General features: G+C 72.8%; 20 protein-coding genes. 8 read left to right on the top strand and 12 right to left on the bottom strand.

The annotated features are described in order from the left end of the window. Positions 1 to 67: 67 nt before the first annotated feature. The 11 genes from pssA to ABD330_RS24195 all read right to left on the bottom strand — a co-directional run bounded on the left by pssA (position 68) and on the right by ABD330_RS24195 (position 14,325). Complete coding sequence (pssA, locus tag ABD330_RS24245) at positions 68 to 946, bottom strand: CDP-diacylglycerol--serine O-phosphatidyltransferase (RefSeq protein ID WP_425555623.1); 879 nt, start codon at positions 944 to 946, stop codon at positions 68 to 70. Next, positions 933 to 1,625 carry a phosphatidylserine decarboxylase gene (locus ABD330_RS24240; protein WP_344468087.1) on the bottom strand — a complete coding sequence of 231 codons (693 nt, stop codon included), beginning with the start codon at positions 1,623 to 1,625 and terminating at the stop codon, positions 933 to 935. Before ABD330_RS24240 ends, pssA begins: the two co-directional genes overlap by 14 nt. Positions 1,626 to 2,127: 502 nt before the next feature. Next, on the bottom strand, positions 2,128 to 3,330 hold the full coding sequence (locus ABD330_RS24235; RefSeq protein ID WP_344468086.1) for an acyl-CoA dehydrogenase family protein: 1,203 nt from the start codon (positions 3,328 to 3,330) through the stop codon (positions 2,128 to 2,130). Positions 3,331 to 3,469: 139 nt separating this feature from the next. Beyond that, the gene (locus tag ABD330_RS24230) at positions 3,470 to 3,973 is read right to left on the bottom strand and encodes a MaoC family dehydratase (protein WP_344468085.1); all 504 of its coding nucleotides are present in this window, start codon (positions 3,971 to 3,973) and stop codon (positions 3,470 to 3,472) included. An 18-nt stretch (positions 3,974 to 3,991) separates the two neighbouring features. Beyond that, a complete protein-coding gene (locus ABD330_RS24225; RefSeq protein ID WP_344468084.1) occupies positions 3,992 to 4,954 on the bottom strand; it encodes an HpcH/HpaI aldolase/citrate lyase family protein in 963 nt (320 codons plus the stop codon). A gap of 22 nt (positions 4,955 to 4,976) precedes the next feature. Further along, positions 4,977 to 7,007 (bottom strand): protein meaA, encoded by a 2,031-nt coding sequence (locus ABD330_RS24220; protein ID WP_344468083.1) that lies wholly within the window; start codon positions 7,005 to 7,007, stop codon positions 4,977 to 4,979. A 10-nt stretch (positions 7,008 to 7,017) separates the two neighbouring features. Then, positions 7,018 to 8,355: a crotonyl-CoA carboxylase/reductase gene (gene ccrA / locus ABD330_RS24215; protein ID WP_344468082.1), complete on the bottom strand. Its 1,338-nt coding sequence runs from the start codon at positions 8,353 to 8,355 to the stop codon at positions 7,018 to 7,020. A gap of 377 nt (positions 8,356 to 8,732) precedes the next feature. After that, positions 8,733 to 9,641 (bottom strand): TetR family transcriptional regulator, encoded by a 909-nt coding sequence (locus ABD330_RS24210; RefSeq protein ID WP_344468081.1) that lies wholly within the window; start codon positions 9,639 to 9,641, stop codon positions 8,733 to 8,735. A 203-nt stretch (positions 9,642 to 9,844) separates the two neighbouring features. Beyond that, a complete protein-coding gene (locus tag ABD330_RS24205; protein WP_344468080.1) occupies positions 9,845 to 11,620 on the bottom strand; it encodes a 3-hydroxyacyl-CoA dehydrogenase family protein in 1,776 nt (591 codons plus the stop codon). 449 nt (positions 11,621 to 12,069) lie between these two features. Then, on the bottom strand, positions 12,070 to 13,581 hold the full coding sequence (locus ABD330_RS24200; protein WP_344468079.1) for an MFS transporter: 1,512 nt from the start codon (positions 13,579 to 13,581) through the stop codon (positions 12,070 to 12,072). A gap of 102 nt (positions 13,582 to 13,683) precedes the next feature. After that, positions 13,684 to 14,325, bottom strand: a complete 642-nt coding sequence (locus ABD330_RS24195; protein ID WP_344468078.1) for a TetR/AcrR family transcriptional regulator — start codon at positions 14,323 to 14,325, stop codon at positions 13,684 to 13,686. A 243-nt stretch (positions 14,326 to 14,568) separates the two neighbouring features. Between ABD330_RS24195 and ABD330_RS24190 the strand changes: the two genes are divergently transcribed. Beyond that, positions 14,569 to 15,900 (top strand): type I glutamate--ammonia ligase, encoded by a 1,332-nt coding sequence (locus tag ABD330_RS24190; RefSeq protein ID WP_425555625.1) that lies wholly within the window; start codon positions 14,569 to 14,571, stop codon positions 15,898 to 15,900. Between the two features lie 12 nt (positions 15,901 to 15,912). Here ABD330_RS24190 and ABD330_RS24185 read toward each other — a convergent pair whose 3' ends face one another. Continuing rightward, positions 15,913 to 16,806 carry a HipA family kinase gene (locus ABD330_RS24185; RefSeq protein ID WP_344468076.1) on the bottom strand — a complete coding sequence of 298 codons (894 nt, stop codon included), beginning with the start codon at positions 16,804 to 16,806 and terminating at the stop codon, positions 15,913 to 15,915. Positions 16,807 to 16,903: 97 nt separating this feature from the next. On the opposite strand from ABD330_RS24185, the gene ABD330_RS24180 reads away from it, so the two are divergent. The 7 genes from ABD330_RS24180 to ABD330_RS24150 all read left to right on the top strand — a co-directional run bounded on the left by ABD330_RS24180 (position 16,904) and on the right by ABD330_RS24150 (position 26,070). After that, positions 16,904 to 17,344 carry an SRPBCC family protein gene (locus ABD330_RS24180; RefSeq protein ID WP_344468075.1) on the top strand — a complete coding sequence of 147 codons (441 nt, stop codon included), beginning with the start codon at positions 16,904 to 16,906 and terminating at the stop codon, positions 17,342 to 17,344. 272 nt (positions 17,345 to 17,616) lie between these two features. Next, on the top strand, positions 17,617 to 18,897 hold the full coding sequence (locus ABD330_RS24175) for a glycosyltransferase (protein ID WP_425555624.1): 1,281 nt from the start codon (positions 17,617 to 17,619) through the stop codon (positions 18,895 to 18,897). Between the two features lie 349 nt (positions 18,898 to 19,246). Then, entirely contained in the window at positions 19,247 to 20,752 is a 1,506-nt protein-coding gene (locus ABD330_RS24170; protein ID WP_344468073.1) for an exopolysaccharide biosynthesis polyprenyl glycosylphosphotransferase, read from the top strand. A gap of 8 nt (positions 20,753 to 20,760) precedes the next feature. After that, positions 20,761 to 22,182, top strand: a complete 1,422-nt coding sequence (locus tag ABD330_RS24165) for an O-antigen ligase family protein (RefSeq protein ID WP_344468072.1) — start codon at positions 20,761 to 20,763, stop codon at positions 22,180 to 22,182. Next, positions 22,179 to 23,981, top strand: coding sequence for a lipid II flippase MurJ (locus ABD330_RS24160; RefSeq protein WP_344468071.1), 1,803 nt, complete (start codon positions 22,179 to 22,181; stop codon positions 23,979 to 23,981). Before ABD330_RS24165 ends, ABD330_RS24160 begins: the two co-directional genes overlap by 4 nt. Then, the gene (locus ABD330_RS24155; protein WP_344468070.1) at positions 23,971 to 24,771 is read left to right on the top strand and encodes a polysaccharide deacetylase family protein; all 801 of its coding nucleotides are present in this window, start codon (positions 23,971 to 23,973) and stop codon (positions 24,769 to 24,771) included. The genes ABD330_RS24160 and ABD330_RS24155 overlap by 11 nt, the downstream gene beginning before the upstream one ends. Before the next feature lie 99 nt (positions 24,772 to 24,870). Continuing rightward, on the top strand, positions 24,871 to 26,070 hold the full coding sequence (locus ABD330_RS24150; protein ID WP_344468069.1) for a glycosyltransferase: 1,200 nt from the start codon (positions 24,871 to 24,873) through the stop codon (positions 26,068 to 26,070). The last annotated feature ends 14 nt before the right edge of the window (positions 26,071 to 26,084 follow it).

Below are 26,084 nucleotides of genomic sequence, written 5' to 3'. Positions count from 1 at the left end.
GGGAGCTACCCCGAACATGTAGAAGGGCCCGAATCCAGAGGATTCGGGCCCTTCTACGTGAGCAACGTCAGTTGCGGGACTCCGCGCGGCGGGCGCGGACGTCGCCGACCTTCTGGCCCACCTTGCGGCGGATGACCAGCAGGGGCGCCATCGCGGCCAGCGTGATCTGGGCGATCGCGCCGATGTGCATCAGGGTGTCGCCGCCGGGCAGGCCGGCCGCCCAGGCCGCCAGGCAGCCGATGCTGACCACGATCCAGCAGAGCGTGGCGGTGGCGAGCAGGCCCTGCGGCTTCGGGTACTCGATCCGGCTGACCATGAGGTAGGCCACGCCGAAGATCATCGCGAGCCCGAGCAGCTGCGGCGGGTCCAGCAGCACGATGGCGATCACCGTCATGGCGCCCATCGGGCACGGCATGCCCTGGAAGACCCCCGGCCGCATCTTCACGGCCGAGAACCGGGCCAGCCGCAGGACGACCGCCAGCAGGACCGTCAGCGCGATGAGCGCCGAGAGCTGCTGCTTGCTGTCCGGCGAGACGATGCCCCAGACCGCGACGAAGTAGGCCGGCGCGATGCCGAAGCTGATCAGGTCGGCCAGGTTGTCGAGCTCGGCGCCCAGCGCCGAGGAGCGGAGCTTGCGGGCCACCAGGCCGTCGAAGAGGTCGCACATCGCACCGATCAGCAGCAGCGTCACGGCGGTGGCCGCGCTGTGCCGGTTCGGCGAGTGGGACTCCCCGGTGATGTGCGGCATCAGGACCCCGGTGGTGATCGAGTAGATCGCCAGGAAGCCGCAGACGGCGTTCCCCAGGGTCAGGAAGTCGGCGGTGGAGAGCTGCTGCGGCGAGCGCGGAGCGCGGAGCTCGCGGTCACGCGCCCAGCGGCGGTGGCGCAGCTCCGTCTCGTCGTCGTCGCCGAGACCGACCAGCGTCTCAGGATCAGTCACGGTCAAGGCGCGTCACCCCGGCAGTGGTCTTCTGGCCGACCTCGACGCCGACCTCGACGCCGGCCGGCAGGTAGGTGTCGACGCGGGAACCGAAGCGGATCAGCCCGACCCGCTCGCCCTGCTCGACCTTGGTACCGGCGTTCATGTACGGCACGATGCGACGGGCCACGGCCCCCGCGATCTGCACCATCTCGATGTCGCCGAGCTCGGTGTCGAAGTGCCACACGACCCGCTCGTTGCGGTCGCTGTCCTTGTTGAACGCGGGGACGAAGCCGCCGGCGATGTGCTCGACGGACGTCACGGTGCCGGGCAGCGGCGCGCGGTTGACGTGCACGTTGAGCGGGCTCATGAAGATCGCCACGCGGGTCCGGCCGTCCGGCCAGGCGTCGATGCTCTGCACCACGCCGTCGGCGGGTGAGATCACCCTGCCCCGGCCGATCTCACGCTCGGGGTCGCGGAAGAACCACAGCATGCCCGCGCTCAGCGCACAGGCCGGTACGGCCGCCACGGCCCACTTGCCGCTCCGCCTGGTGAGGGCGGTGGTGAGCGCGGCGGTGGCCAGCGTGGGGACGAACCAGGGGGTTGCTCCGCGAGCGATGGTCACGCGCGGGCGCCGACCGGCCACCGGGGCGGCGAGGGCATCGCCATCCGGAACGGAGGTGTGAGGGGACGGGCTGATGGGCATCGAAGACCTTAGTCGCGGGGGATCATGGCCGCTGGACGGGGGCCACCGCGGGGATCGAGTGAGAAGAGACGGCTGCTGTCCCGGTGGATGCTATCGGGACCAGGCGGTAGGTGGGCAAGCCGCCTGCATGTTCAGGTGTCCTGCGCGGTGCCGATCTGTGCCTGCTATGTATACGACCGTAGCTCGGGTGCTGCGGTTCCCCAAGGGGTCCGGCCGACCGCGTGAGCCATGTCTCAAAACGAACACGGTCGGCCGCGGTGCACAGGCGGGTGCCGCCTGGCCAGGGTCGACCGAAACTTTGGCCGAAAAAGAGCGTACCGGGGTGGCCGTAGGGCGCACACTGGTTGATGCGCGCCCTACGGCTCTCCCCGAGCCCCCGGCACCACTCCCCGCGGCTGACCAGGCCGAGGATCACCGCGGTGACGGAGGCGGTCGGAGGCCGGCCCGCACGCCCGCCTCCAGGCTCGAAATCCGGCGGGCCGGTGACGGCCCGCGCGGGGGTCTACTCCGCGATGCGGTACTCCTCCAGCAGGCGGCGGCCCACGATCATCTTCTGGATCTCCGCAGTACCTTCACCGATCAGCAGCATCGGAGCCTCCCGGTAGAGGCGCTCGATCTCGTACTCCTTGGAGAAGCCGTAGCCGCCGTGGATGCGGAAGGAGTCCTCCACGACCTCCTTGCAGTACTCGGAGGCCAGGTACTTCGCCATCCCGGCCTCAAGGTCGTTGCGCTCGCCGCTGTCCTTCTTGCGGGCGGCCATCACCATCATCTGGTGCGCGGCCTCGACCTTGGTCGCCATCTCGGCCAGCTTGAACTGGATGGCCTGGTGCTCGGCGATCTTCTTGCCGAAGGTGGAGCGCTGCTGGGCGTAGGAGATGCCCAGCTCGAAGGCCCGGCGGGCGACACCGCAGCCACGGGCCGCGACGTTGACCCGGCCGACCTCGACGCCGTCCATCATCTGGTAGAAGCCCTTGCCGGTGACCCCGCCGAGCACACGATTCGCAGGGATGCGGACGTCCTGGAGCACCAGTTCGGTGGTGTCGACGCCCTTGTACCCCATCTTCTCGATCTTGCCGGGCACGGTGAGCCCGGGGACGGTCGGGTTCGGACCGAACCCGGGCGTCTTCTCGATCAGGAAGGTGGTCATGTTCTTGTACGGGGTGCTGCCGCCCTCGTCCGTCTTGCAGAGGACGGCGACCAGGGTGGAGGTGCCACCGTTGGTCAGCCACATCTTCTGGCCGTTGAGGACGTACTCATCGCCGTCCTTGACGCCCTTGGTGGAGATCGCCGCGACGTCGGACCCGAGGCCGGGCTCGGACATCGAGAAGGCGCCGCGGACCTCGCCGGTGGCCATCCGGGGCAGGAAGTACTCCTTCTGCTCCTGGGTGCCGTGCGCGTTGATCATGTGGGCGACGATGAAGTGCGTGTTGACGATGCCGGAGACCGACATCCAGCCGCGGGCGATCTCCTCGACCACCAGCGCGTACGTCAGCAGGGACTCGCCGAGCCCGCCGAACTCCTCGGGGATGGTGAGGCCGAAGAGGCCGAGCTGCTTCATCCCCTCCACGATGGCGGTCGGGTACTCGTCCTTGTGCTCCAGCTCGGTGGCGACCGGGATGATCTCCTTGTCGACGAAGTCCCGCACGGTGGCGAGGATGTCCCGCTGGATCTCGGTGAGGCCGTCGGTCTGTGCGAGGCGTCCCATCGTGCGGCTCCAGGTGTGGCAGAGAGGGTCGGGGAGGGGTTGTGGGGGCTCCACGGGCGTGACTCCGTGGAGCCCCCGTGCCGGGGTGGGGATCGGCCGATGACGGCGGCCTACCCGTCCGGGGTTCGGGGGGAGCGGGCTAGGACAGCGGCTCCGGGCGGCCGGGCTGCTCGCCGCCGCGCGCCTTGGTGTACGTCTCGGTCGGCACCATCACCTTGCGGCGGAAGATGCAGACGACCGTGCCGTCCTGCTTGTAGCCCTTGGTCTCGACGTAGACGATGCCGCGGTCGTCCTTGGACTTGGACGGCCACTTGTCGAGCACCAGCGTCTCGCCGTACAGCGTGTCGCCGTGGAAGGTCGGCGCGATGTGCCGCAGCGACTCGATCTCCAGGTTGGCGATCGCCTTGCCGGAGACGTCCGGGACGGACATCCCGAGCAGCAGCGAGTAGATGTAGTTGCCGACCACCACGTTCTTGCCGAAGTCGGTGGTCTTCTCCGCATAGTTGGTGTCCATGTGGAGCGGGTGGTGGTTCATGGTCAGCAGGCAGAAGAGGTGATCGTCGTACTCGGTGACGGTCTTCCCGGGCCAGTGCTTGTAGACCGCGCCGACCTCGAACTCTTCGTAGGTGCGTCCGAACTGCATGATTCAGATCCTTAGCGGTCAGGCCTGCGGGGGCTCGAACTTGGAGGTGCGCTCGAAGCCGGCGGCCCGGCCCTTGCCGGCGATGACCAGGGCCATCTTGCGGCTGGCCTCGTCGATCATCTCGTCGCCGAGCATCGCGGAGCCCTTGGCGCCGCCGGCCTCGGAGGTGCACCAGTCGTACGCGTCGAGGATCAGCTCGGAGTGGTCGTAGTCCTCCTGCGAGGGCGAGAAGATCTCGTTCGCGGCGGCGACCTGGTCCGGGTGGAGCACCCACTTGCCGTCGAAGCCCAGCGCGGCGGCGCGGCCGGCCACCTCGCGGTAGCCGTCGTTGTTGCGGATCTGCAGGTACGGGCCGTCGATGGCCTGCAGGTCGTGCATGCGGGCGGCCATCAGGATGCGCATCAGGATGTAGTGGTACGCGTCGGCCGGGTAGCCGGGGGGCTGCTGGCCGACCACCAGGGTCTTCATGTTGATCGAGGCCATGAAGTCGGCCGGGCCGAAGATGATCGTCTCCAGCCGGGGGGAGGCGGCGGCGATCTCGTCGACGTTCACCAGGCCCTTGGCGTTCTCGATCTGCGCCTCGATGCCGATCTTGCCGACCTCGAAGCCCATGGTCTTCTCGATCTGGGTGAGCAGCAGGTCGAGCGCCTTCACCTGGGTGGCGTCCTGGACCTTGGGCAGCATGATGCAGTCCAGGTTCGGGCCCGCGCCCTCGACGACCGTGATCACGTCCCGGTACGTCCAGTGGGTGGTCCAGTCGTTGACCCGGACGACCTTGGTCTTCTTGCCCCAGTCGCCGTTGTTCAGGGCGTCCACGATGTTGTGGCGGGCGCTCTCCTTGACCAGGGGGGCGCAGGCGTCCTCCAGGTCCAGGAAGACCTGGTCGGCGGGCAGGCCCTGGGCCTTCTCCAGGAAGCGCGGGTTGCTCCCGGGGACGGCGAGACAGGAGCGGCGGGGACGGAGCCGGTTGACGTTGGTCATGGGGTGGTTCGTTCCTTCCGGGTCAGCTGGTCGCGTGGGTGGGCGCGGCCCAAGGCTGGAGCCTGTTGGCGAGCCGGATCTCGTCGACGATCCGGCCGATGATGGTGGTGATGCCGAAGTCCTTCGGGGTGAAGACGGCGGCGACGCCGGCGGCCTTGAGGGTCTCCGCGTCCGCTGCCGGGATGATGCCACCCACGATCACCGGGACATCCTCCACCCCCGCCCGGCGCAGCCGGTGCAGCACGTCCGGTACCAGCTCCGGATGGGCGCCCGAGAGGATCGACAGGCCGACGCAGTGCACGTCCTCCGCGACGGCGGCCGAGACGATCTGTTCGGGCGTCAGGCGGATGCCCTGGTAGACCACCTCGAACCCGGCGTCGCGGGCCCGGACGGCGATCTGCTCGGCGCCGTTGGAGTGCCCGTCCAGGCCGGGCTTGCCGACCAGCAGGCGCAGCTTGCCGACGCCCAGCTCGCCGGCTGTGGCCGCGACCGCCTCGCGGACGGCGGCCAGCTCGCCGCCGGGCTCGGCCGCCACCGCGACCGGGGCGCCGCCGACGCCGGTGGGCGCGCGGTACTCGCCGAAGACGTCCCGCAGGGCGAAGGACCACTCGCCGGTGGTGACGCCCGCGCGGGCGCAGGCGAGGGTGGCCGGCATCAGGTTGTCCGAGGTGCGGGCGGTGGCCTTGAGCTGCTCCAGCGCGGTCTGCACGGCCGCCTCGTCGCGCTGCTCGCGCCAGGCCTTGAGCCCGTTCAGGACGGACTGCTCGGAGGCCGGGTCGACCACCATGATCGCGGTGTCGAGGTCGGCCGTGAGCGGGCTCTCCTCGGTGGTGTCGAAGCAGTTCACCCCGACGATCTTGTCCTCGCCCGACTCGATCCGGGCCCGCCGCTCGGCGTGCGCGGCGACCAGGTTGGACTTCAGGTAGCCGGACTCGACGGCCGGGATCACCCCGCCCATCTCCAGCACCTTGGCGATCTCCGCCTCGGCCCCGGCGAGCAGCTCGGCGGTCTTGGCCTCGATCACCGCCGAACCGTCGAAGATGTCGCCGTACTCCAGCAGGTCCGACTCGTAGGCCAGCACCTGCTGGATCCGCAGCGACCACTGCTGGTCCCACGGCCGGGGCAGGCCGAGCGCCTCGTTCCACGCGGGCAGCTGGACGGCGCGGGCGCGGGCGTCCTTGGAGAGCGTGACGGCGAGCATCTCCAGCACGATCCGCTGGACGTTGTTCTCCGGCTGGGCCTCGGTCAGGCCGAGCGAGTTGACCTGGACGCCGTACCGGAAACGGCGCTGCTTGGCGTCCTCGATCCCGTACCGCTCGCGGGTGACCTTCTCCCAGAGCCGGGCGAAGGCGCGCATCTTGCACATCTCCTCGACGAAGCGGACGCCCGCGTTCACGAAGAACGAGATCCGGGCGACCACCTCGCCCATCCGCTCGGCCGGCACCTGGCCGGAGTCGCGGACGGCGTCCAGCACCGAGATCGCGGTGCACATGGCGTACGCGATCTCCTGGACGGGGGTGGCCCCGGCCTCCTGCAGGTGGTAGCTGCAGATGTTGATCGGGTTCCACTTGGGGATGTTCGCGACGGTGTACGCGATCATGTCGGTGATCAGGCGCACCGAGGGGCCGGGCGGGAAGACGTGCGTCCCCCGCGACAGGTACTCCTTGACGATGTCGTTCTGGGTGGTGCCGGTGAGCCTGGTGACGTCGGCACCCTGCTCCTCGGCGACCACCTGGTACATCGCCAGCAGCCACATCGCGGTGGCGTTGATCGTCATCGAGGTGTTGGTCTGCTCCAGCGGGATGCCGTCGAACAGCGTCCGCATGTCGCCGACGTGGCCCACCGGCACGCCGACCCGGCCGACCTCGCCGCGGGCGAGGACGTGGTCCGAGTCGTACCCCGTCTGGGTCGGCAGGTCGAAGGCGACCGACAGGCCGGTCTGGCCCTTGGCGAGGTTCTTCCGGTAGAGCGCGTTGGAGTCGCTCGCGGTGGAGTGGCCCGCGTAGGTGCGCATCAGCCAGGGCCGGTCGCGGTCGCGCTTCTGATCAGTCATCGGATGGCCTCTAGATGTCGCGGAAGCGGTTGATGGCCGGCAGGTGCTTGGCGCGCAGCTCGGCGTCGCGGACGCCCAGGCCCTCCTCGGGGGCCAGGCAGAGCACGCCGACCTTGCCCTGGTGCTTGTTCTGGTGCACGTCCAGCGAGGCCTGGCCGGTCTCCTCCAGGGTGTAGACCTTGGAGAGCGTCGGGTGGATCTTGCCCTTGGCGACCAGGCGGTTGGCCTCCCACGCCTCGCGGTAGTTGGCGAAGTGCGAGCCGACGATCTTCTTCAGCGACATCCAGAGGTACCGGTTGTCGTACTGGTGCATGAAGCCGGAGGTGGAGGCGCAGGTGACGATGGTGCCGCCCTTGCGGGTGACGTAGACCGAGGCGCCGAAGGTCTCGCGGCCCGGGTGCTCGAAGACGATGTCCACGTCCTCGCCGCCCGTCAGCTCGCGGATCCGGCCGCCCAGGCGCTTCCACTCGCGCGGGTCCTGGGTGTTCTCGTCCTTCCAGAACTTGTAGCCCTCGGCGCTGCGGTCGATGATCGCCTCGGCGCCCATGGCCCGGCAGATGTCGGCCTTCTGGTCGTTGGAGACCACGCAGATCGGGGTGGCGCCGCCGGCCAGCGCGTACTGGGTGGCGTACGAGCCGAGGCCGCCGCTGGCGCCCCAGATCAGCACGTTGTCGCCCTGCTTCATCCCGGCGCCGTTGCGACTGACCAGCTGCCGGTAGGCGGTCGAGTTGACCAGGCCGGGGGAGGCGGCCTCCTCCCAGGTGAGGTGGGCCGGCTTGGGCATCAGCTGGTTGGTCTTGACCAGGGCGATCTGGGCCAGGCCGCCGAAGTTGGTCTCGAAGCCCCAGATGCGCTGCTCCGGGTCCATCATCGTGTCGTTGTGGCCGTCGGAGCTCTCCAGCTCGACCGACAGGCAGTGCGCGACGACCTCGTCGCCCGGCTTCCAGGCGTTGACGCCCGCGCCCGTCCGCAGCACCACGCCGGCCAGGTCCGAGCCGAGCACGTGGTACGGCAGGTCGTGGCGCTTGGTGAGCGGCGACAGGCGGCCGTACCGCTCCAGGAAGCCGAAAGTGGAGACCGGCTCGTAGATCGAGCTCCACACGGTGTTGTAGTTCACGGCGCTGGCCATGACGGCGACCAGGGCCTCGCCCGGGCCGAGCTCCGGCAGGGCGACCTCGTCGAGGTGAAGGGACTGGCGGGGGTCCTTGTCGCGGCTGTCGAGGCCGGCGAACATCTGCTCCTCGTCCTTGTGGAGCGTGATCGCCCGGTAGGAGTCCGGCAGCTTGAGGGCGGCGAAGTCCGCCGAGGTGCTGTCGGTGCTGAGGATTGCGTCGAGGATTTCCTGCATGGCGGCCTCCGTAGGCGTACCTGTGTGAGGGGGGCACAGGGCGTCTGGGGGAGCCGGGAGCGGACACCGGCTTCGTTGTCGGTCGAGTGGTGTGATCAGGCAGTGATCGGGATCGAGCTGTGATCAGGATCTGGCATGGCTGCGACGGGGGGTGGTGTCGCACCCGACACGGCGCGCCGAGGTGGGGAGCCGCGGCGCCGCGACTGGTGAGTAACAAGGTAGTGGCACCCTGTGCCACTCGTAAAGACACTGGGTGTCATCAATTCAGGTGAAGGGGGCTGCCGTTCGGCGGCCCGTTCGGCGGGCATGCGCAAGGCCCGCCCCGCACTGCCGGGACGGGCCTTGAAAACCGCTCTGACCTGCGAAGACGTAGAGGATCAGGGGCGCTGTGCACCGGCCAGTGCAGCCCGGATGCTGTCCACCACGAGGTCCAGCGGGGCGTCGGTGCGGGCCACTGTGATGAGTACCTCACCGCCCGGGCTGGCACTGAGTGCGCTGATGGCACTCGCCTCCATCGGCGTCACCGTGTCACCTGTGGCACCGGGTGCCACGGTGGTCCCACGCCTGCGGGCACCGGTCGGGGCCGTGGCCCAGAACGTCCCCCGGATGACGTCGAAGGAGTGCTCCAGCTGCGCCTCGACGTCCCCGAAGCCGCCCGCCCGCAGCCAGCGCCGCAGCACGTGGTTGTGGGCCGCGACCACCGCCGCCGCCGAGACCTCGGCCAGCATCGAGTCGTCGTCCCCGCCGCGCTGCCAGACCGGCGGGATCTCCTCGGCCGCGTCGAACCGGCCCAGCAGGTACCGGGTGAACAGCCGCTCGTACCGGGAGACCACCGCGATCTCACGCTCGCGCAGCGCGGGCACCTGACGGATCAGCTGGTAGCGCGCCACCGAGACCCCGGGCGTGGAGGCGTACATCCGGAGCACCTCCTTGATGCCCCGGCAGACCACGTCGAGCGGGTGCTCCTCGTAGTCCGAGCTGGCCAGCAGGTCGGCGACCCGGACGAGGGTGTCGTCGTGGTCCGGGAAGATCGCCTCCTCCTTGGACCGGAAGTACCGGAAGAAGGTCCGCCGGGCCACCCCGGCGGCGGCGGCGATCTGGTCGACCGTCGTCTCCTCGTACCCCTGCGCCGCGAACAGCTCCATCGCGGCCGTGGCCAGGTCCTGGCGCATCTGCTGCCGCTGGGCGGCCGCCCGGCGGTTGCCGGCCCCGGCCTCGGTGGCCGGTCGTACGGGGTCCTGCTGCTCCAGGGGAAGCGCTTCGGTGGATGACTGAGCCCGGTCCATGCCCGGAACGCTACACGCCCCCGGTCCCGCGGCCGCCGCCTGTGTTCGGCGTACCGGTGCCAGCACGCCCGGTGCGGCCGGCCGGGCCGCCACCGGCCGGGGCCAGCGGGGCGCCGCCGAGCCCGGGCTCCAGGCCGGCCGCAGCGGCAGGCCCGTCCGGGTCAGCGGATCGCGGCCGGCCGGGCCGCCCGTCGGCAGGCCGTTCACCGGCGTGCGTGGTCGCGGAAGCCACGCCCCGTCTTGCGCCCGAGGCAGCCGGCCGCGACCAGGTGCTCCAGCAGCGGCGCGGCCGCCAGGCCGGGCTCGCGGAACTCCTGGTGCAGCACCCGCTCGATGGTCAGCGAGACGTCCAGCCCGACCACGTCCAGCAGCTCGAACGGGCCCATCGGGTAGCCGCAGCCGAGCTTCATCGCGGTGTCGATGTCGTCCACCGTCGCGTAGTGCTCCTGCAGCATCCGCACCGCGTCGTTCAGGTACGGGAAGAGCAGTGCGTTCACGATGAACCCGGCCCGGTCGCCGCACTCCACCGCGTGCTTGCGGACCTTGCCGCACAGCTCCAGCACCGTCGAGGTGACATCGGCGCCGGTCAGGACGGTGGAGACCACCTCGACCAGCTTCATCGCGGGCGCCGGGTTGAAGAAGTGCATGCCGACCACGTCCTGCGGCCGCGAGGTCGCGGTCGCACAGCTGATCACCGGCAGCGAGGAGGTGGTGGTGGCGAGTACCGCGCCCGGCTTGCAGATCTTGTCCAGGGTCGCGAACAGCTCGCGCTTGACCGCCAGGTCCTCCGCGACCGCCTCGACCACCAGGTCGGCCTCGGCCAGATCGCCGTACCGGCCGGTCGGGGTGACCAGCGCCAGCGCCGCGTCCCGCTGCGCCTCGGTGAGCCGGCCCTTGGCCACCGAACGTTCCAGCGACTTCGTCAGCTGCGCCTTGGCCTTGTCCGCCTTCTCCTGGCTGCGGGCGGTCAGCAGCACCTGGTACCCGGCCTTGGCGAAGACCTCGGCGATCCCGGTCGCCATCGTCCCGGAGCCGCAGACGCCGATGCTGCGCACCTCGCGGCCGGGCACTCGCGGCGCCGCCGCCCCGGCGGCCTCGGCGACCACCTTGGACGAGCCCGGGCCCTCGTAGGTGTAGAAGCCGCGCCCGGACTTGCGGCCCAGCAGACCGGCCGAGACGAGCTGGCCGAGGATCGGCGCGGGCGCGTGCAGCCGGTCCTTGGACTGCTCGTACATCGCCTCCAGGACGGTGCGCGCGGTGTCCACGCCGATCAGGTCGAGCAGCGCCAGCGGGCCCATCGGCAGGCCGCAGCCCAGCCGCATCGCGGCGTCGATGTCCTCGCGGGTGGCGTACTTCGACTCGAACATCGCGGCGGCCTGGTTGAGGTACGCGAAGAGCAGGCCGTTCACCACGAAGCCGGCCCGGTCGCCCGCCGCGACGGGCTCCTTGCCCAGCTCGCGGGCGAAGGCGGCGGCCTCCTCGGCGACCTGCGGGGTCGTCAGGACGGTGCGGACCACCTCGACCAGCTTCATCGAGTGCACCGGGTTGAAGAAGTGCAGGCCCAGCACCCGCTCGGGGCGGGCGGTGGCGGCGGCGATCCGGGTCACCGAGAGGGCGGTGGTGCCGGTGGCGAGCACCGTGTCCGGGGGGCAGATCCGGTCCAGCTCGGCGAAGATCTCGCGCTTGAGCTCCAGCTGCTCGGGCACCTCCTCGATCACCAGGTCGGCGGTGGCCGCCGCGTCCAGCCGGTCGCCGACCGAGATCAGGTTCAGCAGGCCGGTGCGCTCCTCGGCGGTGAGCCGCTCGCGCTGCACGGCGTGCGAGGTGGCCTCCTCGATCCGGGCCAGGGCCCGGGAGGCGGCGCCGGAGTCGGCCTCGATGCCGATCACCCGGCGGCCGCTGCGCGCGATGGCGACGGCGATGCCGGCGCCCATGGTGCCGAGGCCGACCACGGCCACGGTGGGGAAGGGACGCTGCATGGTCCTGACTCCTTGTCATGGGACCCGTGCCTGGTTCCGGTGCGACCCGGCCTGTCCGGCCCTGCCCGGCCTGCTCGTCCCAGGGATCGGGCGGCGCTGTGAGGGCATGCGGGAAACGCGGGAACGCGGGAGGAACGTGCGACGGCACGGGAACGGGAGGGAATGACGGGTGCGGCCCCCGCGAGCCGGCCGGTCCGCTCCGGCCGTGCTGCGGGTGTGCCGTGGTGCTCAGGCGCGCTGAGTGAGGTGTGCAGAACGCTGTGATCGCGCCGTGAAACGTGCGATGGCACGTCGGACGGCGGCCCCGCTGGTGCGGCTCCCGAAGCCCAGCGGTGGTGCGTGCGGTCACTGTACCGAAGTTACCGGCAGGTAGGGAAGGGTGCGGGCACGACGAAGCCCCCGCTTCGAGGAAGCGGGGGCCGCGTTGTGGCAGGTGGGTACTGCCGGGGTCAGTGAGCCATCACCGGGATGGGGGCGTCCTCCTGGGCGCCGTCCGCACCGGTGGCGCCCTGGGCGCCCTGGTGGCCGGTGTTGATCAGCACCGCGGCGATCACGGAGGCCAGCACCAGGATGCCGAACGACCAGGTGATCGCGGTGGAGAAGCTGTGCACCATGGCCTGCAGCTTGAACAGCCCGATCTGCTCGGGCGCGCCGCCGGCCGGCTTGTGCGACTTGGCGTAGGCGGTCAGCGCGCTGGCCGCGATGGTGTTCAGCAGCGCGGTGCCGATGGCGCCGCCGACCTGCTGGGAGGTGTTGACCATCGCCGAGGCGACACCCGCGTCACGCGGCTGCACCTGGAAGGTGGCCAGGCTCATGGCGGGCATGAACGCGGTGCCCATGCCGAGGCCCATCAGGACCAGTCCGGGCAGGATCGCCAGGTAGGAGCTGTCCACCTTGATCTGGGTGAGGATCAGCATGCCCATCGAGGCGACCAGGAAGCCCGGCGCCATCAGATAGCGCGGGGCCACCCGGGTCATCAGGCGGGCACCGATCTGGGTCGAACCGGTGATCATGCCCGCGACCATCGGCAGGAAGGCCAGGCCGGTGGTGACCGGGGTGTACTTCAGCACGACCTGCATGTAGTAGGTCAGGAAGAGGAAGAGCCCGAACATGCCGATCACGGCGAGGCCCAGCGACAGGTAGACGCCGCCGCGGTTGCGGTTCCAGACCACCCGCAGGGGCAGCAGCGGAGCCTTGACCTTGCTCTCGACCAGCACGAACGAGGCCAGCAGCAGGGCCGCGGCGACGAACAGGCCGATGGTGACGCCGGACGACCAGCCGTCCGACTCGGCGCGGGTGAAGCCGTAGACCAGCGAGACCAGACCGGTGGTGACCAGCAGCACGCCGGGGATGTCGAGGCGGTTGCGGTTGCGGCCGCCCTCGGGCTCGCGGATCACCAGCACGGCGCCGGCGATGGCGGCGATGGCGAACGGGATGTTGACGAAGAAGGTCCAGCGCCAGTTCAGGTACTCGGTGAGCAGACCGCCGAGGATGAGACCGATCGCGCCACCGCCACCGGCGATCGCGCCGTAGATGCCGAACGCCTTGGCGCGCTCCTTGGCGTCGGTGAACATCACCGCGAGCAGCGAGAGCGCCGCCGGGGCGAGCAGCGCGCCGAACAGGCCCTGCAGGGCACGGGAGCCGAGCAGCATGGCGGTGTTGGCCGCGGCGCCGCCGAGTGCGGAGGCGAGTGCGAAGCCGGTCAGGCCGACGATGAAGGTCCGGCGGCGGCCCCACAGGTCGGCGATCCGTCCGCCGAAGAGCAGCAGGCCGCCGAAGGCCAGCGCGTAAGCGGTGATCACCCACTGCCGGTTGGCGTCGGAGATGTTCAGCGCGTGCTGGGCGGACGGGAGGGCGATGTTCACCACCGTCGCGTCCAGGACGACCATCAGCTGCGCGAGGCCGATGAATATGAGCGCCTTCCAGCGCCGGGGATCCGGCTGCAGGGCGGTTTCTGACATGGGAGTACCCACTTACGTGTGTGGTGCGGACGTGCGGAAGCGGAGGAGCGAAGTCTTTGGGTCCGGAAGTCTCGGGCTCGGAGGCGGCGCCGGGTGAGCGGCTCAGGAGCGCCGCAGGTCCTCCAGGGTCGCTGCCCGGCCGGGCAGCGGCGATCGGGCCGGCGCCTGCAGGCCGTCCAGGAACAGCTGCAGGTGGCGGTGGGCGTACTGGTCGTGGTCCAGGCAGGCGGTGCCGGGGAGCGGGCGGGTCAGCTGGCTGAGGGCGAAGACGAAGTCGCCCGCGCCGATGTCGGTGCGGATCCGGCCGCCGAGCTGGCCCCGCCTGACGAGCTCGGTGACCCCTTCGACCAGCTCGGCCCGGGCCCGGTCCAGCTCGGGATCGGCGAGGTCGACATGGTCGGAGATCATCGGGCAGAGGGCACCGATCCGCTCGTCGGCGGCCGCGTGCGCGAACCGGCAGAGCGCCTGGAAGCCGTCGGCCTCCTCCGCCATGGCGGCGGTGGCGTGGCCGAGAACGCGGGACAGCACCGAGATGGTCACCTGGTGCACCAGCTCCCGGCGGTCCGCGAAGTTACGGTACATGGTCGCATTTCCGACCCCCGCACGTCGTGCGATTTCGTCGAACGGCACGTCCGCGCCGTGCTCGACGAACGCCTCGCGTGCGGCGGTGAGGATCCGAGCCCGGTTGCGGGAGGCGTCGGCCCTGAGTCGTGGTGCGGCCGGTCCGGCTGCGACAGTGGTCATGGTCTGGCTCCCCTCGGGCTTCGGCTGCGGTGCGTCCCCTCGGACGCGTACCGGGGAAATGCTCCCCGGTTCTTCCGAACATACGGGTAAACGGGGGAGAAGTCCCCGGATATTTCTCGGCGCCGAGTGACCTGCGTCACAAAGCCGGGCCGGTGGGGTTGAACCGTCCCCGGACGGGTGAAGCGTCCGCCCGGCTGCCGCCGGACGGCGGCCCGGTCCCGCCAGCATGGGCGCATGAGCACCATGCAACCCCGCGCCGAACGCGCGGCACAGGCCCGGCTGGCCGCCGTCCGACTCGCCGCCGACGGCGTCGACGGGGTGGTGTTCGGCTGGGTCGACAACGCCGGCCTCACCCGGGTCAAGGCCGTCCCCGTCGCGCAGTTGGAGCACGCCGCCGAGTGGGGCGTCGGGGCCGCGCCCTGCTTCGACGTGTTCCTGGTCGACGACTCGCTCACCAGCAGCCCGTTCAGCGACGGCCCGGTCGGCGACCTGCGGCTCGTCCCGGACCTCGCGCGGCTCTCCCCGCTGGCCGCCCAGCCCGGCTGGGCCTGGGCGCCCGCCGACCGCTACACCCAGGACGGCGTGCCGCACCCGGGCTGCCAGCGGCGCTTCGCCCGCCGGATGGCCGAGGCGGTCGAGCGGCGCGGCCTCGCGGTACGCGCCGGGATCGAGGTCGAGTGGGTGGTCACCGACGCCCAGGGCGGCCCGGCCGGTACGGGCCCCGCGTACGGGATGAACCGCTTCATCGACCTCTCCGACTACCTGCGGGACGTGCTCCGGGCGCTCACCGCACAGAACCTGACGGTTCTTCAGATCCATCCGGAGTACTCGCCGGGGCAGTTCGAGGTGTCGGTCGCGGCCGAGGGCCCGGTCGAGGCGGCCGACACGGTGATGCTGGTCCGGCACACCGTGCGCGGCGTCTCGGCCCGGCACGGTCTGCGCACCTCCTTCGCGCCCGTCGTCACCGAGGGAGCCGTCGGCAACGGCGGCCACCTGCACCTCAGCCTCTGGCGGGACGGGCAGAACCTCGGGCACGGCGGCCCGGGCCCGTACGGGCTCCAGCCGGAGGCCGAGGCCTTCCTGGCGGGCGTGCTCGCCCAGCTCCCGGCCCTGCTCGCGCTCGGTGCGCCGAGCGTGGCCAGCTACCTGCGGCTGGTGCCCTCGCGGTGGGCCGGGGCGTACCGGTGCTGGGGGCTGGAGAACCGGGAGGCCGCGCTGCGCCTGATCACCGGCTCGACCGGCGCCCAGGCCAACGCCGAGATCAAGTGCTTCGACGCCGCTGCGAACCCCTACCTCATGGTCGGCGCGGTGCTCGCCGCCGGGCTCGCCGGCCTCGACACCGGCGACCCGCTGCCCCCCGAAGTGGCCGGCGACCCGTCGGCGCCGGGAGCGGCGGAGCGGCTGCCGGCCGACCTGGCGGAGGCGCTCGACGTGTACGAGAAGTCCGTCCTGCTGCGGGAGGCCCTCGGGGCGCAGCTCTTCGCGGCGGTCCTCGCCGTCCGGCGGGCCGAGGTCGAGCTGTTCGCCGGGCGCACCCCGGAGGAGGTCGTCGCGGCCACCCGCCGGCGCTACTGAACCCGGGCGCACTCAGCCCAGGTGGCTGCTCCAGTCCGACTCCACGGCCGGCTTCCCGTGCAGGTCCGGAACCTGCTGGAGCCAGGCCGGGCGGCCCGCGCGGGTCGCCGCCGCCCGCTTGGCGGCGGCCTCCCGCAGCTGCTCGGGCGAGGCGAAGCCGTCCGGCAGCCAGGCGGCGGACCCCGCCGCGCGCGCGGACAGGTGCCGGACGTACGCCTCGCGCAGTTCGCCGACGCCGGCGAAGCCCGGCTCGTCGGCCAGCCACTCGTCGGGCACCAGGGCCAGCACCTCGCGCAGCAGCTCCGCCGTCACCAGCGGGGCGAGCGCGGCGTCGGCGGCCCGGACGTCGGGGCGGTAGACGCCGAGCGCGTGGTCGCTCAGGTCGTACGGCTTGAGCAGCGAGGCGGCGGCGCCGGACCAGCGGTGGTGGAAGACCAGCCCGGCGCCGTTGTCGATCAGCCAGAGCGTGCCGTGCCAGACCATCAGGTTCGGGTTGCGGCAGCTGCGGTCGACGTTCCCGGTCAGCGCGTCCAGCCAGACCACCCGGCCGGCCTCGACCGGGTCGACCTCCAGCATCCCGCGTTCGAAGTCGCGCGCGCCCGGCAGGTAGTCCATCCCGAGGTTGACCCCCGGACTGGCCTTGAGGATGTCCTGGATCTCGGGGTCGGGCTCGTCGGCGGCGACCGCCGGATCGAAGTCGACCAGCACCAGCTCGGGCACCCGCAGCCCGAGCCGCCGCGCCAGCTCCCCGACCACCACCTCGGCGACCAGCGCCTTGTGGCCCTGCGCGGCACCGGTGAACTTGACCACGTACGTGCCCAGGTCGTCGGTCTCCACGATGCCGGGCACGGAGCCGCCGGCCCGCAGCGGGTCCAGATAACGGAGCGCAGTCACCTCGGTAAGCACACCGGCCACCCTAACCCGGGCCCCGGTTTGGAACCGGGGTACGGCGGTGGTTGGCTTGGCGCGCAGCCGTACCGTCGCAGTTCGAGGAGAGTCAGTCATGGGACAGGTCAACGCCACCACCGAGCGGGTCTACCAGGCATCCCCGGAGCGGGTCTACGAGGCGCTGGCCGACTACGCGGTGACCCGGCCCAAGCTGCTGCCCGCCCAGTACAGCGGGTACGAGGTCAAGGCCGGCGGCACCGGCGCGGGCACCCAGGTGCACTGGAAGCTCCAGGCCACCGAGAAGCGCGTGCGGGACTGCCTCTTCACCGTCACCGAGCCGGGCCCGCGCAAGCTGGTCGAGACGGACGCCAACTCCAGCATGGTGATCACCTGGACGGTGAGCGAGGCCGGCGCCGGCCAGGCCAAGGTGGTCATCGAGACGACCTGGCAGGGCGCGACCGGTATCGGCGGCTTCTTCGAGCGGACCTTCGCGCCGAAGGGGCTGAACCGGATCCACGATGCGGTTCTCGCCCGCCTTGCGGACGAGGTGGCGTAGCGCCTTCCGCGGGTGGGGGTGTGCAGCTCAGGGCAACCGGAGCAGGGGGCGGGGGGTGTTCGCGCAACCGTGCACCTTCGGGGGTGCCTGGTCGCGCAGTTCCCCGCGCCCCTGAGGGCCGCCGCCCGTACTGCGGCCCCCGGGGGGAACGGGTGAGTGGCGGGTGGGAACGGGTGTGCGGGGGAACGGGCCGTACGGGTGGACCTGGTCGGCGGGACGGGTGACAGGGCCGGGGTGTCGGGGTGGGCCGACCTAGGCTCGCGTCCGTGCACTTGACGATCCTTCATATCTCCCAGCCCGTCGACGGTGGTGTCGCCCGCGTCGTGGTGGACCTCGTCCGGGGTCAGCGTGAGGCGGGCTGCCGGGTGCTGGTCGCCTGCCCGCAGGGCGGCCGGCTGGCCGCCGAGGCCGCTGCCGCGGGGGCGCTGGTGCTGGACTGGCCGGCCGCGCGCTCGCCCGGCCCCTCGACGGCGGCCGAGGCGTGGCGGCTGCGGCGGATCATCCGCGCGGCCGCGCCCGACGTGCTGCACCTGCACAGCGCGAAGGCCGGCCTGGCGGGCCGCCTCGCGGCCAGGGGCTCGGTGCCGACCGTCTTCCAGCCGCACGCCTGGTCCTTCGCCGCCGTCGAGGGCCCGCTCGCCGCGGCCACCCTGCGGTGGGAGCGGTACGCGACCCGGTGGGCCCGGTCGGTGCTCTGCGTCAGCGAGCAGGAGCGGCTGGACGGTGTCGCGGCCGGGCTCGCGGCCGACTGGCGGGTGATCCCCAACGGTGTGGACGTCCGGCACCACGCCCCCGCCGACTCGGCCGCCCGCCGGGCCGCCCGGATGTCGCTGGGGCTGGAGCTGGACGTCCCGCTCGCCGTCTGCGTCGGGCGGCTCTGCCGGCAGAAGGGCCAGGACGTGCTGCTCACGGCCTGGCCCGAGGTGGCCGAACGGCTGCCCGCCGCGCGCCTGGCGCTGGTCGGCGACGGTCCGGACGCCACCCGGCTCGCCGATCAGGTGCGGGATCTGCCGGAGCCCGCCCGGGTGCGGCTGGCGGGCGACGTCGCGGATCCTCGGCCCTGGCTGGCGGCGGCCGACCTGGTGGTGCTGCCGTCCCGCTGGGAGGGCATGGCGCTGGCGCCGCTGGAGGCGATGGCGACGGCTCGGCCGGTGCTGCTCTCGGACGTGCCGGGGGCCCGCGAATGCCTGCCGCCGGGGCAGGCGCGGGCGTGTCTGGTGGAGCGCGAGAATCCGTCCGAACTCGCCCGCAGGCTGATCGAGGTGCTGTCGGATCCGATCGAGTGCGAACGTCGTGGTGCGCTCGCCCGCGCGCACGTCGTCGAGCGGCACGACGTGCGCGGTGCGGTCGCACAGGTGGACGCGCTCTATCGAACTGTTCTGCGAACGAACTTTCTTGCGAATCCCCGAATGAATCCCGATGCCGATCGGCCCGTGGATCGGCCCGCGGGTCCTCCCGCCGATCCGCCGGGTGATTCCCCCGCAGGTCCCGTCCCCGGGGCCCCGGCCCCGCGATCGGCGCGCCGCGCCGCCCGTGTCCCCCGGCGGCCCTGATCGTTTCTCAGACCGTGAATGCTCGCCGCGAAGGTGCTGCTGTATTCGCACCTGGACCGGACGACCGAGGACCTCAAGTCCAAAAGTCTGATTAATGGGCGGGTGGAATGAAATGGCAAGTCAACTTCCTGAAATCAAGCCAGCGTTCGGTATTGTCTGATTTTGCCTGCTTCGTCGCTATTTCTGGCTGTCGGCCCCGTGTGGGGGCATCCGGGAAGGGCCCGAACGCCATCCACGGCAGCAGGTGCTACCTGGACCGCATCCGCCGGGCCGGGATGGCCGCACCGGTCCCAGCCCGGCTCCGGACGTTCCGTCATCGCGGGTACACAGCAGGGGAGTTCGCGCGCTGATGACCATCGACCACGAGAGTGTGCCACGGCCGGGCCGCCCCCTGCCGTCCACCCGGCGGATCGCCACCGAGCTCCTCGACCGCCCGGCCACGGCGGGCCAGGCGCGCTCGGCCCCGCCGATCGGAAGGCACCGCAGGGCGTTCCGATCACGGGCCGTCCTGCCGACCGGTCTGGTCACGGTCGACTCCCTCGCGGTCCTCGGCGCCACCACCCTGACCTCGCTCGCCGCCGGGGGCCATCCGCACTCCGTGCTCGCGGTCGGCGCCGTACTCCCGCTGCTGCTGCCGCTCAACCTCGCGGGCGGCCTCTACCGCAGCCGGCTCACCCTCTCCGCCCTGGACGAGATCCCCGCCCTCGCCGCCAGGGCCGCCGTCGCGACCGCCTTCGCGATCACCCTGGCCGGCTGTCTGCCGGGGTGGCCGGACTTCGGCCCCGCCACCCCGCTCCAACTCGCCGCCCGGCTGGCCCTCTTCCTGCTGCTGGCCTCCTGCGGCCGGGCCCTGATCTACCACCGCCTGCGGCAGGCCCGCCGACGCCGCCCGAGCCCCGTCCTGGTCCTCGGCGCGGGCCAGCTCGGCCAGCGGGTGGCGGCCGTCCTCACGGAGCGCCGGGAGTACGGGATGCGCCCGGTCGGCTACGTCGACCCGGATCCCGTCCTGCTCGCCGCCGACGCCAAGCTGCCCGTGCTCGGCGGCCCGGAGGTGCTCGAACGCGAGATCCGGCGCCACCGGGTGCACCACGTCGTCGCCACCGAGGGCGCCGCCGACGAGACCGAGACGGCCGCCGCGCTGCGTGAGGCCACCCGGCTCGGCTGCCAGGTCTGGCTCGTCCCGGCCCTGCGCGAGTACGGCTCGGTCGGCGGCCCGGCCCGCGACCACCTCTGGGGCTTCCCCTGCGTCCCGCTCGGCCGCCCGGCCACCCGCCGCTACGGCTGGGCCGCCAAGCGCGCGCTGGACATCGCGGCGGCCGGGACGGGCCTGCTCGCGCTCGCCCCCGTCCTCGCCCTCTGCGCGCTCGCCGTCCGCTTCGACACCGGCCCCGGCGTGCTCTTCCGGCAGCAGCGCACCGGCCTGGACGGCAAGGTTTTCACCGTCCTCAAGTTCCGCACCCTGCGCCCCAGCAACGAGCACGAGTCCGCCACCCGCTGGAACATCTCCCAGGACCACCGGATGGGCGCGGTCGGCCGCCTGCTGCGCCGCAGCTCGCTGGACGAGCTGCCGCAGCTCTGGAACGTCCTGTGCGGCGACATGAGCCTGGTCGGCCCGCGCCCCGAGCGCCCGTACTTCGTGATGCGGTTCGGCCAGGCCTACCCCGAGTACGCCGACCGCCACCGCGTCCCGGTCGGCCTCACCGGTCTGGCCCAGGTCAACGGCCTGCGCGGGGACACCTCGATCGAGGACCGGGCCCGCTTCGACAACCGGTACATCGAGAGCTGGAGCCTCTGGCAGGACGTCAAACTGCTGCTCCGCACCGCCGTGCTGATGCTCCACCCGGACGGGAGCTGAGCCCCCCCATGGCCCTCGCCCTGCCCGCCTCGCCCCCCTCCCCGGAACCGGCAACGGCACCGGTCCGGCCGTACCCGGCCCGCCCCGGCCCGGCGGCCGCACCCGCCGCCGCCGGCGGGTCCGCCGCCCGGGCGGCCATACGCCGTGCCGCCGCCGTCCTGCTGAAGCGCCCCAGCCTGCTGGCGGCCGCGACCGTGCTGCTGGTCTGCGTGCCGACCGGCGAGAAGGACGTCGCGGCCGCCGTCCACGTCACCGCCGCCGACCTGGCCTCGCTCGCCCTGGTCGCGGTCACCCTGCTCGACCTGCTGCGCGGCCGGACCCCGCTGCTGAGCCGGACGGCCTGCCTGCTGTTCGGCGGGGTGGTGCTGGCCGCGGCCGCCGCCACCGTCGGCTCGATCGACCCGGCCACCAGCCTCACCGGCTTCGTCCGGCTCAGCCAGGTCTTCGTCCTGGTCCCCGCCGCGGTGCTCTGCTCGCTGCGCGACCGCCTCGACCAGCGGCTGGTGCTCGGCTCCTTCGTCGCCGCCGCGCTGATCCAGGGCGTGCTCGGCGCCGACCAGTACCTGACCCGGACGGGCGCCTCCTACACCGGCCAGCCGATCCGCGCGGTCGGCACCTTCGGCGCGCTGGACATCATGGGGATGTCCACGGTGGTCAGCTTCGGGCTGCTCGCCGCCCTGGCCCTCGCTCTCGGCGAGCGCGGCCCGGGCGGCAGCCGACGGCTGCGGGTGGCGATGTACGCGGTGGCGGCCTTCCTGGCCTTCCCGCTCGCCGTCTCGTTCAGCCGGGGCAGCTGGATCGCCTGCGGTGCCGCCGTCACCGTGCTCGGGCTGCGGGCCGACGCCCGGCTCGCCGTCCGCAGCGCCGCCCTCGCGACCGCCGCCGCCGTGGTCCTGCTCGGCGGGTTCGGTCTGGGCGCCTCCGGCGTCACCGACCGGCTCAGCAGCATCGGCTCGGTCGAGGCGGCGCCCGACCACTCGGTCAGCGACCGGTACGACCTGTGGGCCACCGCCCAGCGGATCTGGCAGGACCACCCGGTCACCGGCGCCGGGCCGAAGGCCTTCCAGCAGCTGCGCGACAGCCACGCCCCGCTCCGGCTGTCCTCCGGCAGCGACGCGGCCGACTCCAGCATCGGCTTCGAACGCGAGCCGCTGCTCTCGCCGCACAACATGTACTTCCTGGTGCTCAGCGAGCAGGGCCTGACCGGCGCGGTCGCCTACCTCGCGCTGTTCCTCACCCTGCTGACCGGCTGCCTGAGGCGGGCGAAGGGCCCGGGCCTGGCCGCGCTCGCGCTGCTCACCTGGGTGCTGGTCGACTTCCTGTACGGCGACATCGGCGGGACGACCACGGTGCTGACCTCCGTGGTGCTCGGCCTGGCCGCCCGGTCGGCGCTGCCCGGCCCGAACCCCGTGGGAGTACCAGCGGCATGACGACCGAACAGCCGAGCGCGGTGGCCCCGCCGCTGCCGCCGGGGGTCCGCCCGGTGCTCCCGGTACAGCCGTCCGAGCCCACGGCGCCCGCCGGCCCCGCCGATCCGTCCGGGCCGGAGGAGCCCGGGCGCCGGAGTTTCCTGGCCAAGGCGTTCGGGGTCACCGCCCTGCTCAGCGCGGCGGGTTCGGCGCTCGGGCTGCTCCGCGACCTGCTGCTGGCCCGGTACTTCGGCGCCAGCCAGGGCACCGACGCCTTCCTGGTCGCCTGGACGGTGCCCGAGACGGCCGCGCCGCTGCTGATCGAGGACGCGATGGCCTTCCTGATGGTCCCGGCCTTCAGCCTGGCCCTGGTCCTGCGCGAGGAGCGCCCCCAAGGGCCTGATCCGGTGAGGCAGTTGGTCCGGGCGACACTGCCCTGGCTGCTGCTCGCGCTGTGCGCCCTGGCGGCGGCCACCGCCCTCGGCGCCCCCCAGCTGGTCGAGCTGCTCGCCCCCGGGCTCGCCGACCCCGGGCTGGCCGTCACCTGCACCCGGGTCACCGCGCTCACCGTCCTCCCGTTCGGCGTCGCCGGGTACCTGGGCTCCGCGCTCCGCGCCCACCACCGCTTCACCGCCCCGGCCGGCATCTACGTGGCGTACAACCTCGGGATCCTGGCCGTGCTGCTGACCGGCCACGGCCTCCTCGGCGTCACCTCCGCCGCCGTCGGCGTCGCGCTCGGCAGCCTGCTGATGGCCGGGGTGCTGATCGGCCCGTTCGTCCGCAGCCTCCGCCCGGGGCGCCGCCGCCGCCGGGCCCGGCGCGGCGCGGCCGGGCAGGGCCTGGTGCTGATCCCGCTGGCGATACTGCCGGTGGCGGCCTTCACCCTCACCCGGCAGGCGCAGGTCTTCATCGAGCGCTACCTGGGCTCCGGCCTGCCGCCCGGCACCATCTCGCACCTCAACTACGCCGCCAAGGTCTCCCAGCTGGCCATGACGGCCGCCATCCTGATCTGCACGGTGACCTTCCCGCTGGTGGCCCGCGCGCTCGCCGCGGGCGATCTCGCGGCGGCCCGGGACCGGGTGGAGAAGGACCTCGGCCAGGCCGCCGCGCTGGTGCTGGTCGGCACCGCCTTCCTGATGGCCTGCGCGCCGTCGATGGTCTCGCTGCTCTTCGAGCGCGGCGCGTTCGGCCCGGCGGACACCGCCGCGACGGCCGCGGTGATCCGGGTCTACAGCTTCGGGCTGCCCGCCCAGGCGCTGATCGGCGTGATGGTCCGCCCGTTCTTCTCCGTCCGCCCGGTCGTCCGGCGGGCGGCGGAGGTGCTTCCCGGGGGCGGCGGGCCGGCCGGCCCGCCGCGCCCGGCGGCGGGCGGCCGGGGCGCGCTGCTGGACTGGTACCCCGTCGCCGCGATGGCGGCCGGCCTGGTGGTCACCGTGGCGGTGAGCCTGGCCGCCACGCCCAGGTTCGGCGCGCTCGGCCTCGCGGCCGGCAACGCCGCCGGGATCACCGCCGCCGCCGCGCTGCTGCTGCGCGGCCTGCTGCTGCGCGGCATCGCGCTGCGGCTGCCGAAGGTCCTCGGCGGCCAGGCCCGGCTGCTGGCCGCCGCCGTCGGCGCCGCCCTGCTGGGCGCGCCGGCCGGCCGGCTGACCGCCAACCCACTGCTCTCCACGGTGACCGGGGGCGCGTGCGTGCTGCTCGTCTTCGCCGCCCTCGGCACCGTGTTCGGAGCGGGCGAGGTGCGCGGGCCCGTCCTCGCACTCGTCCGAGCCGTCTATCCGTCTCCCCCGGCCGCTGAAGGGAAGCTGCCCGATGGACGTTGAACCAGCCCAGGATCTGCACCTCCCGGCCCAGGCGACAGCGGGCAGGGCCGCGCCCTGGATCCTGATGTACCACTCGGTGGCCGACGAGGAAGAGGATCCGTACCTGCTCACCGTCAGTCCGGACCGCTTCGCCGCCCAGATGCACTGGCTGTACCGCACCGGCCGGCGCGGCGTCAGCACCCGCGAGCTGCTGCGGGCCCGCGCCGAGGGCCGGGCCGGCCGGATGGTCGGCCTGACCTTCGACGACGGGTACGCCGACTTCGCCCGGCACGCCGTCCCGGTGCTGCGCCGGTACGGCTTCACGGCCACCGCCTACGTCGTGCCCGACCTGCTCGGCAGCGACAACGGCTGGGACGTCAAGGGCCCGCGCAAGCAGCTCCTGACCGTCGACCAGGTGCCCGAACTCGCCGACGCGGGATGGGAGATCGGCTCGCACGGTCTCGGCCACCAGGCACTGCCCGGCCTGTCCGCCCAGGCGCTCGCCGTCCAGACCAGGGAGAGCCGCCGGGCCCTGGAGGAGCTGGTCGGCGGCCCGGTGACGGGCTTCTGCTACCCGTACGGTGCGGTCGACCTGCCCGCCGCCCTGGCCGTCCGCGACGCCGGGTACGAGTACGCCTGCGCGATCGGCCACAGCGAGCTGACCGGCCGCTTCGCGCTGCCCCGCTGCTACGTCGGCGACCGCGACGGCGCCCTGCGGCTGCGCGCCAAGCGCGGGCGGCACCGGATCCGCGACCTGGTCACCGGCCTGCGGCGGATCGGCGTGGTCCGGCCGCCGAGGAGTCCGCGATGAGCGGGGCGCCCGCCGGGCCGGGGCGAGCCACGGGCCGGGGTACGGACGACGAGCCGGAGCCGGCGACGGGCCGGGGTACGGAATGAGGCGGGGTACGCGATGAGGATCCTGCACGTCATCACCGGGCTCGCCGCCGGCGGCGCCGAGCGGCAGCTCCAGCTGATGCTGCGGTACCTGCCGGAGCGGCACCACTGCGAGGTGGCGACGCTCACCAACCCGGGGGCGGTCGCGACCGCGCTCCGGGCCGACGGCGTCGCCGTGCACGACCTGCGGATGCGCGGCAACCGCGACCTCGGCGTGCTGCCCCGGCTGACCCGGCTGGTCCGCGCCGGCGGTTACGACCTGGTCCACACCCACCTCTACCGGGCCGGTCTGTACGGCCGCCTGGCGGCCCGGCTCGGCGGCGTCCGCACGGTGGTGTCGACCGAGCACTCGCTGCACCCGGGTGTGATCGAGGGCCGGGCCGTCACCCCGGGCGTCAAGGCGCTCTACCTGGCCGCCGAGCGGCTCGGCCGCACCACCGTCGCGGTCTCCGGCCAGGTGGCGGGCACGCTCGCCGACTGGGGCGTGCCGCCGGGCCGGGTGCACCTGCTCCCGAACGGCATCGAGGCCGCCCGCTACAGCCTGCCGACCGCCTCCCGGGCGGCGCTGCGGCAGACCGTCCGGGCCGAGCTGGGCCTGCCCCAGCAGGCCTGGGTGGTCGGGGCGGTCGGGCGGCTCGTCCCGGGGAAGCGGTTCGAGGTGCTGGTCGACGCGCTCGCGGAGCTGACCGCACCGGCCGCCGGACACCCCGCGCTGCGCGAGCCCTGGCTGCTGCTGGTCGGGGCGGGCCCGGAGCTGGACGCGCTGGTCCGCCGGGCCGAGCGGCTCGGCGTCCGGGCCCGGCTGCGGTGCGTGGGGGAGCGCGACGACGTGCCCGAACTCCTCACCGCGATGGACGTGCTGGCGGCCCCCTCGACCGAGGAGACCTTCGGCCTGACCGTCCTGGAGGGCCTCGCCGCCGGGCTGCCCGTCCGGTACAGCGCCTGCCCGGCGCTGGCCGAGCTCGCGCCCGAGGCCGCCCCCGGGGCGCTCCGGGTGCCGTCCGACCCCGCCTCCTACACCGCGGCGCTCAGCGATCTGCGGAGCCGCCGCAGCGTCCCCCACCCGGCCTTCGGCCGGGGCGACCCGCTTCCCCAGCCGCCCGCCGTCGCGCACTACGACATCGCCCGGATCGCCGCCGAGCTGGGCCTGCTCTACGACCGGCTCGGCCCGCCCTCCGCAGCCGCCGGCCGGCTGCCCGCCACCGCGCGGTCCTGACCCACCACACCCCT

The organism is Kitasatospora kazusensis, assembly GCF_039529945.1.
In the GTDB taxonomy this organism is placed as follows: domain Bacteria; phylum Actinomycetota; class Actinomycetes; order Streptomycetales; family Streptomycetaceae; genus Kitasatospora; species Kitasatospora kazusensis.
The sequence above is the reverse complement of the archived record's forward strand: the minus strand, read 5'-3'. Positions and strand labels throughout refer to the sequence as shown.

Coding starts and splice junctions, on each gene's coding strand:
- ABD330_RS24240 (WP_344468087.1), bottom strand. CDS start 1,625: ATGCCCATCAGCCCGTCCCCTCACACCTCCGTTCCGGATGGCGATGCC.
- ABD330_RS24235 (WP_344468086.1), bottom strand. CDS start 3,330: ATGGGACGCCTCGCACAGACCGACGGCCTCACCGAGATCCAGCGGGAC.
- ABD330_RS24230 (WP_344468085.1), bottom strand. CDS start 3,973: ATGCAGTTCGGACGCACCTACGAAGAGTTCGAGGTCGGCGCGGTCTAC.
- ABD330_RS24225 (WP_344468084.1), bottom strand. CDS start 4,954: ATGACCAACGTCAACCGGCTCCGTCCCCGCCGCTCCTGTCTCGCCGTC.
- ABD330_RS24220 (WP_344468083.1), bottom strand. CDS start 7,007: ATGACTGATCAGAAGCGCGACCGCGACCGGCCCTGGCTGATGCGCACC.
- ccrA (WP_344468082.1), bottom strand. CDS start 8,355: ATGCAGGAAATCCTCGACGCAATCCTCAGCACCGACAGCACCTCGGCG.
- ABD330_RS24210 (WP_344468081.1), bottom strand. CDS start 9,641: ATGGACCGGGCTCAGTCATCCACCGAAGCGCTTCCCCTGGAGCAGCAG.
- ABD330_RS24205 (WP_344468080.1), bottom strand. CDS start 11,620: ATGCAGCGTCCCTTCCCCACCGTGGCCGTGGTCGGCCTCGGCACCATG.
- ABD330_RS24200 (WP_344468079.1), bottom strand. CDS start 13,581: ATGTCAGAAACCGCCCTGCAGCCGGATCCCCGGCGCTGGAAGGCGCTC.
- ABD330_RS24195 (WP_344468078.1), bottom strand. CDS start 14,325: ATGACCACTGTCGCAGCCGGACCGGCCGCACCACGACTCAGGGCCGAC.
- ABD330_RS24190 (WP_425555625.1), top strand. CDS start 14,569: ATGCAACCCCGCGCCGAACGCGCGGCACAGGCCCGGCTGGCCGCCGTC.
- ABD330_RS24180 (WP_344468075.1), top strand. CDS start 16,904: ATGGGACAGGTCAACGCCACCACCGAGCGGGTCTACCAGGCATCCCCG.
- ABD330_RS24170 (WP_344468073.1), top strand. CDS start 19,247: ATGACCATCGACCACGAGAGTGTGCCACGGCCGGGCCGCCCCCTGCCG.
- ABD330_RS24165 (WP_344468072.1), top strand. CDS start 20,761: ATGGCCCTCGCCCTGCCCGCCTCGCCCCCCTCCCCGGAACCGGCAACG.
- ABD330_RS24160 (WP_344468071.1), top strand. CDS start 22,179: ATGACGACCGAACAGCCGAGCGCGGTGGCCCCGCCGCTGCCGCCGGGG.
- ABD330_RS24155 (WP_344468070.1), top strand. CDS start 23,971: ATGGACGTTGAACCAGCCCAGGATCTGCACCTCCCGGCCCAGGCGACA.
- ABD330_RS24150 (WP_344468069.1), top strand. CDS start 24,871: ATGAGGATCCTGCACGTCATCACCGGGCTCGCCGCCGGCGGCGCCGAG.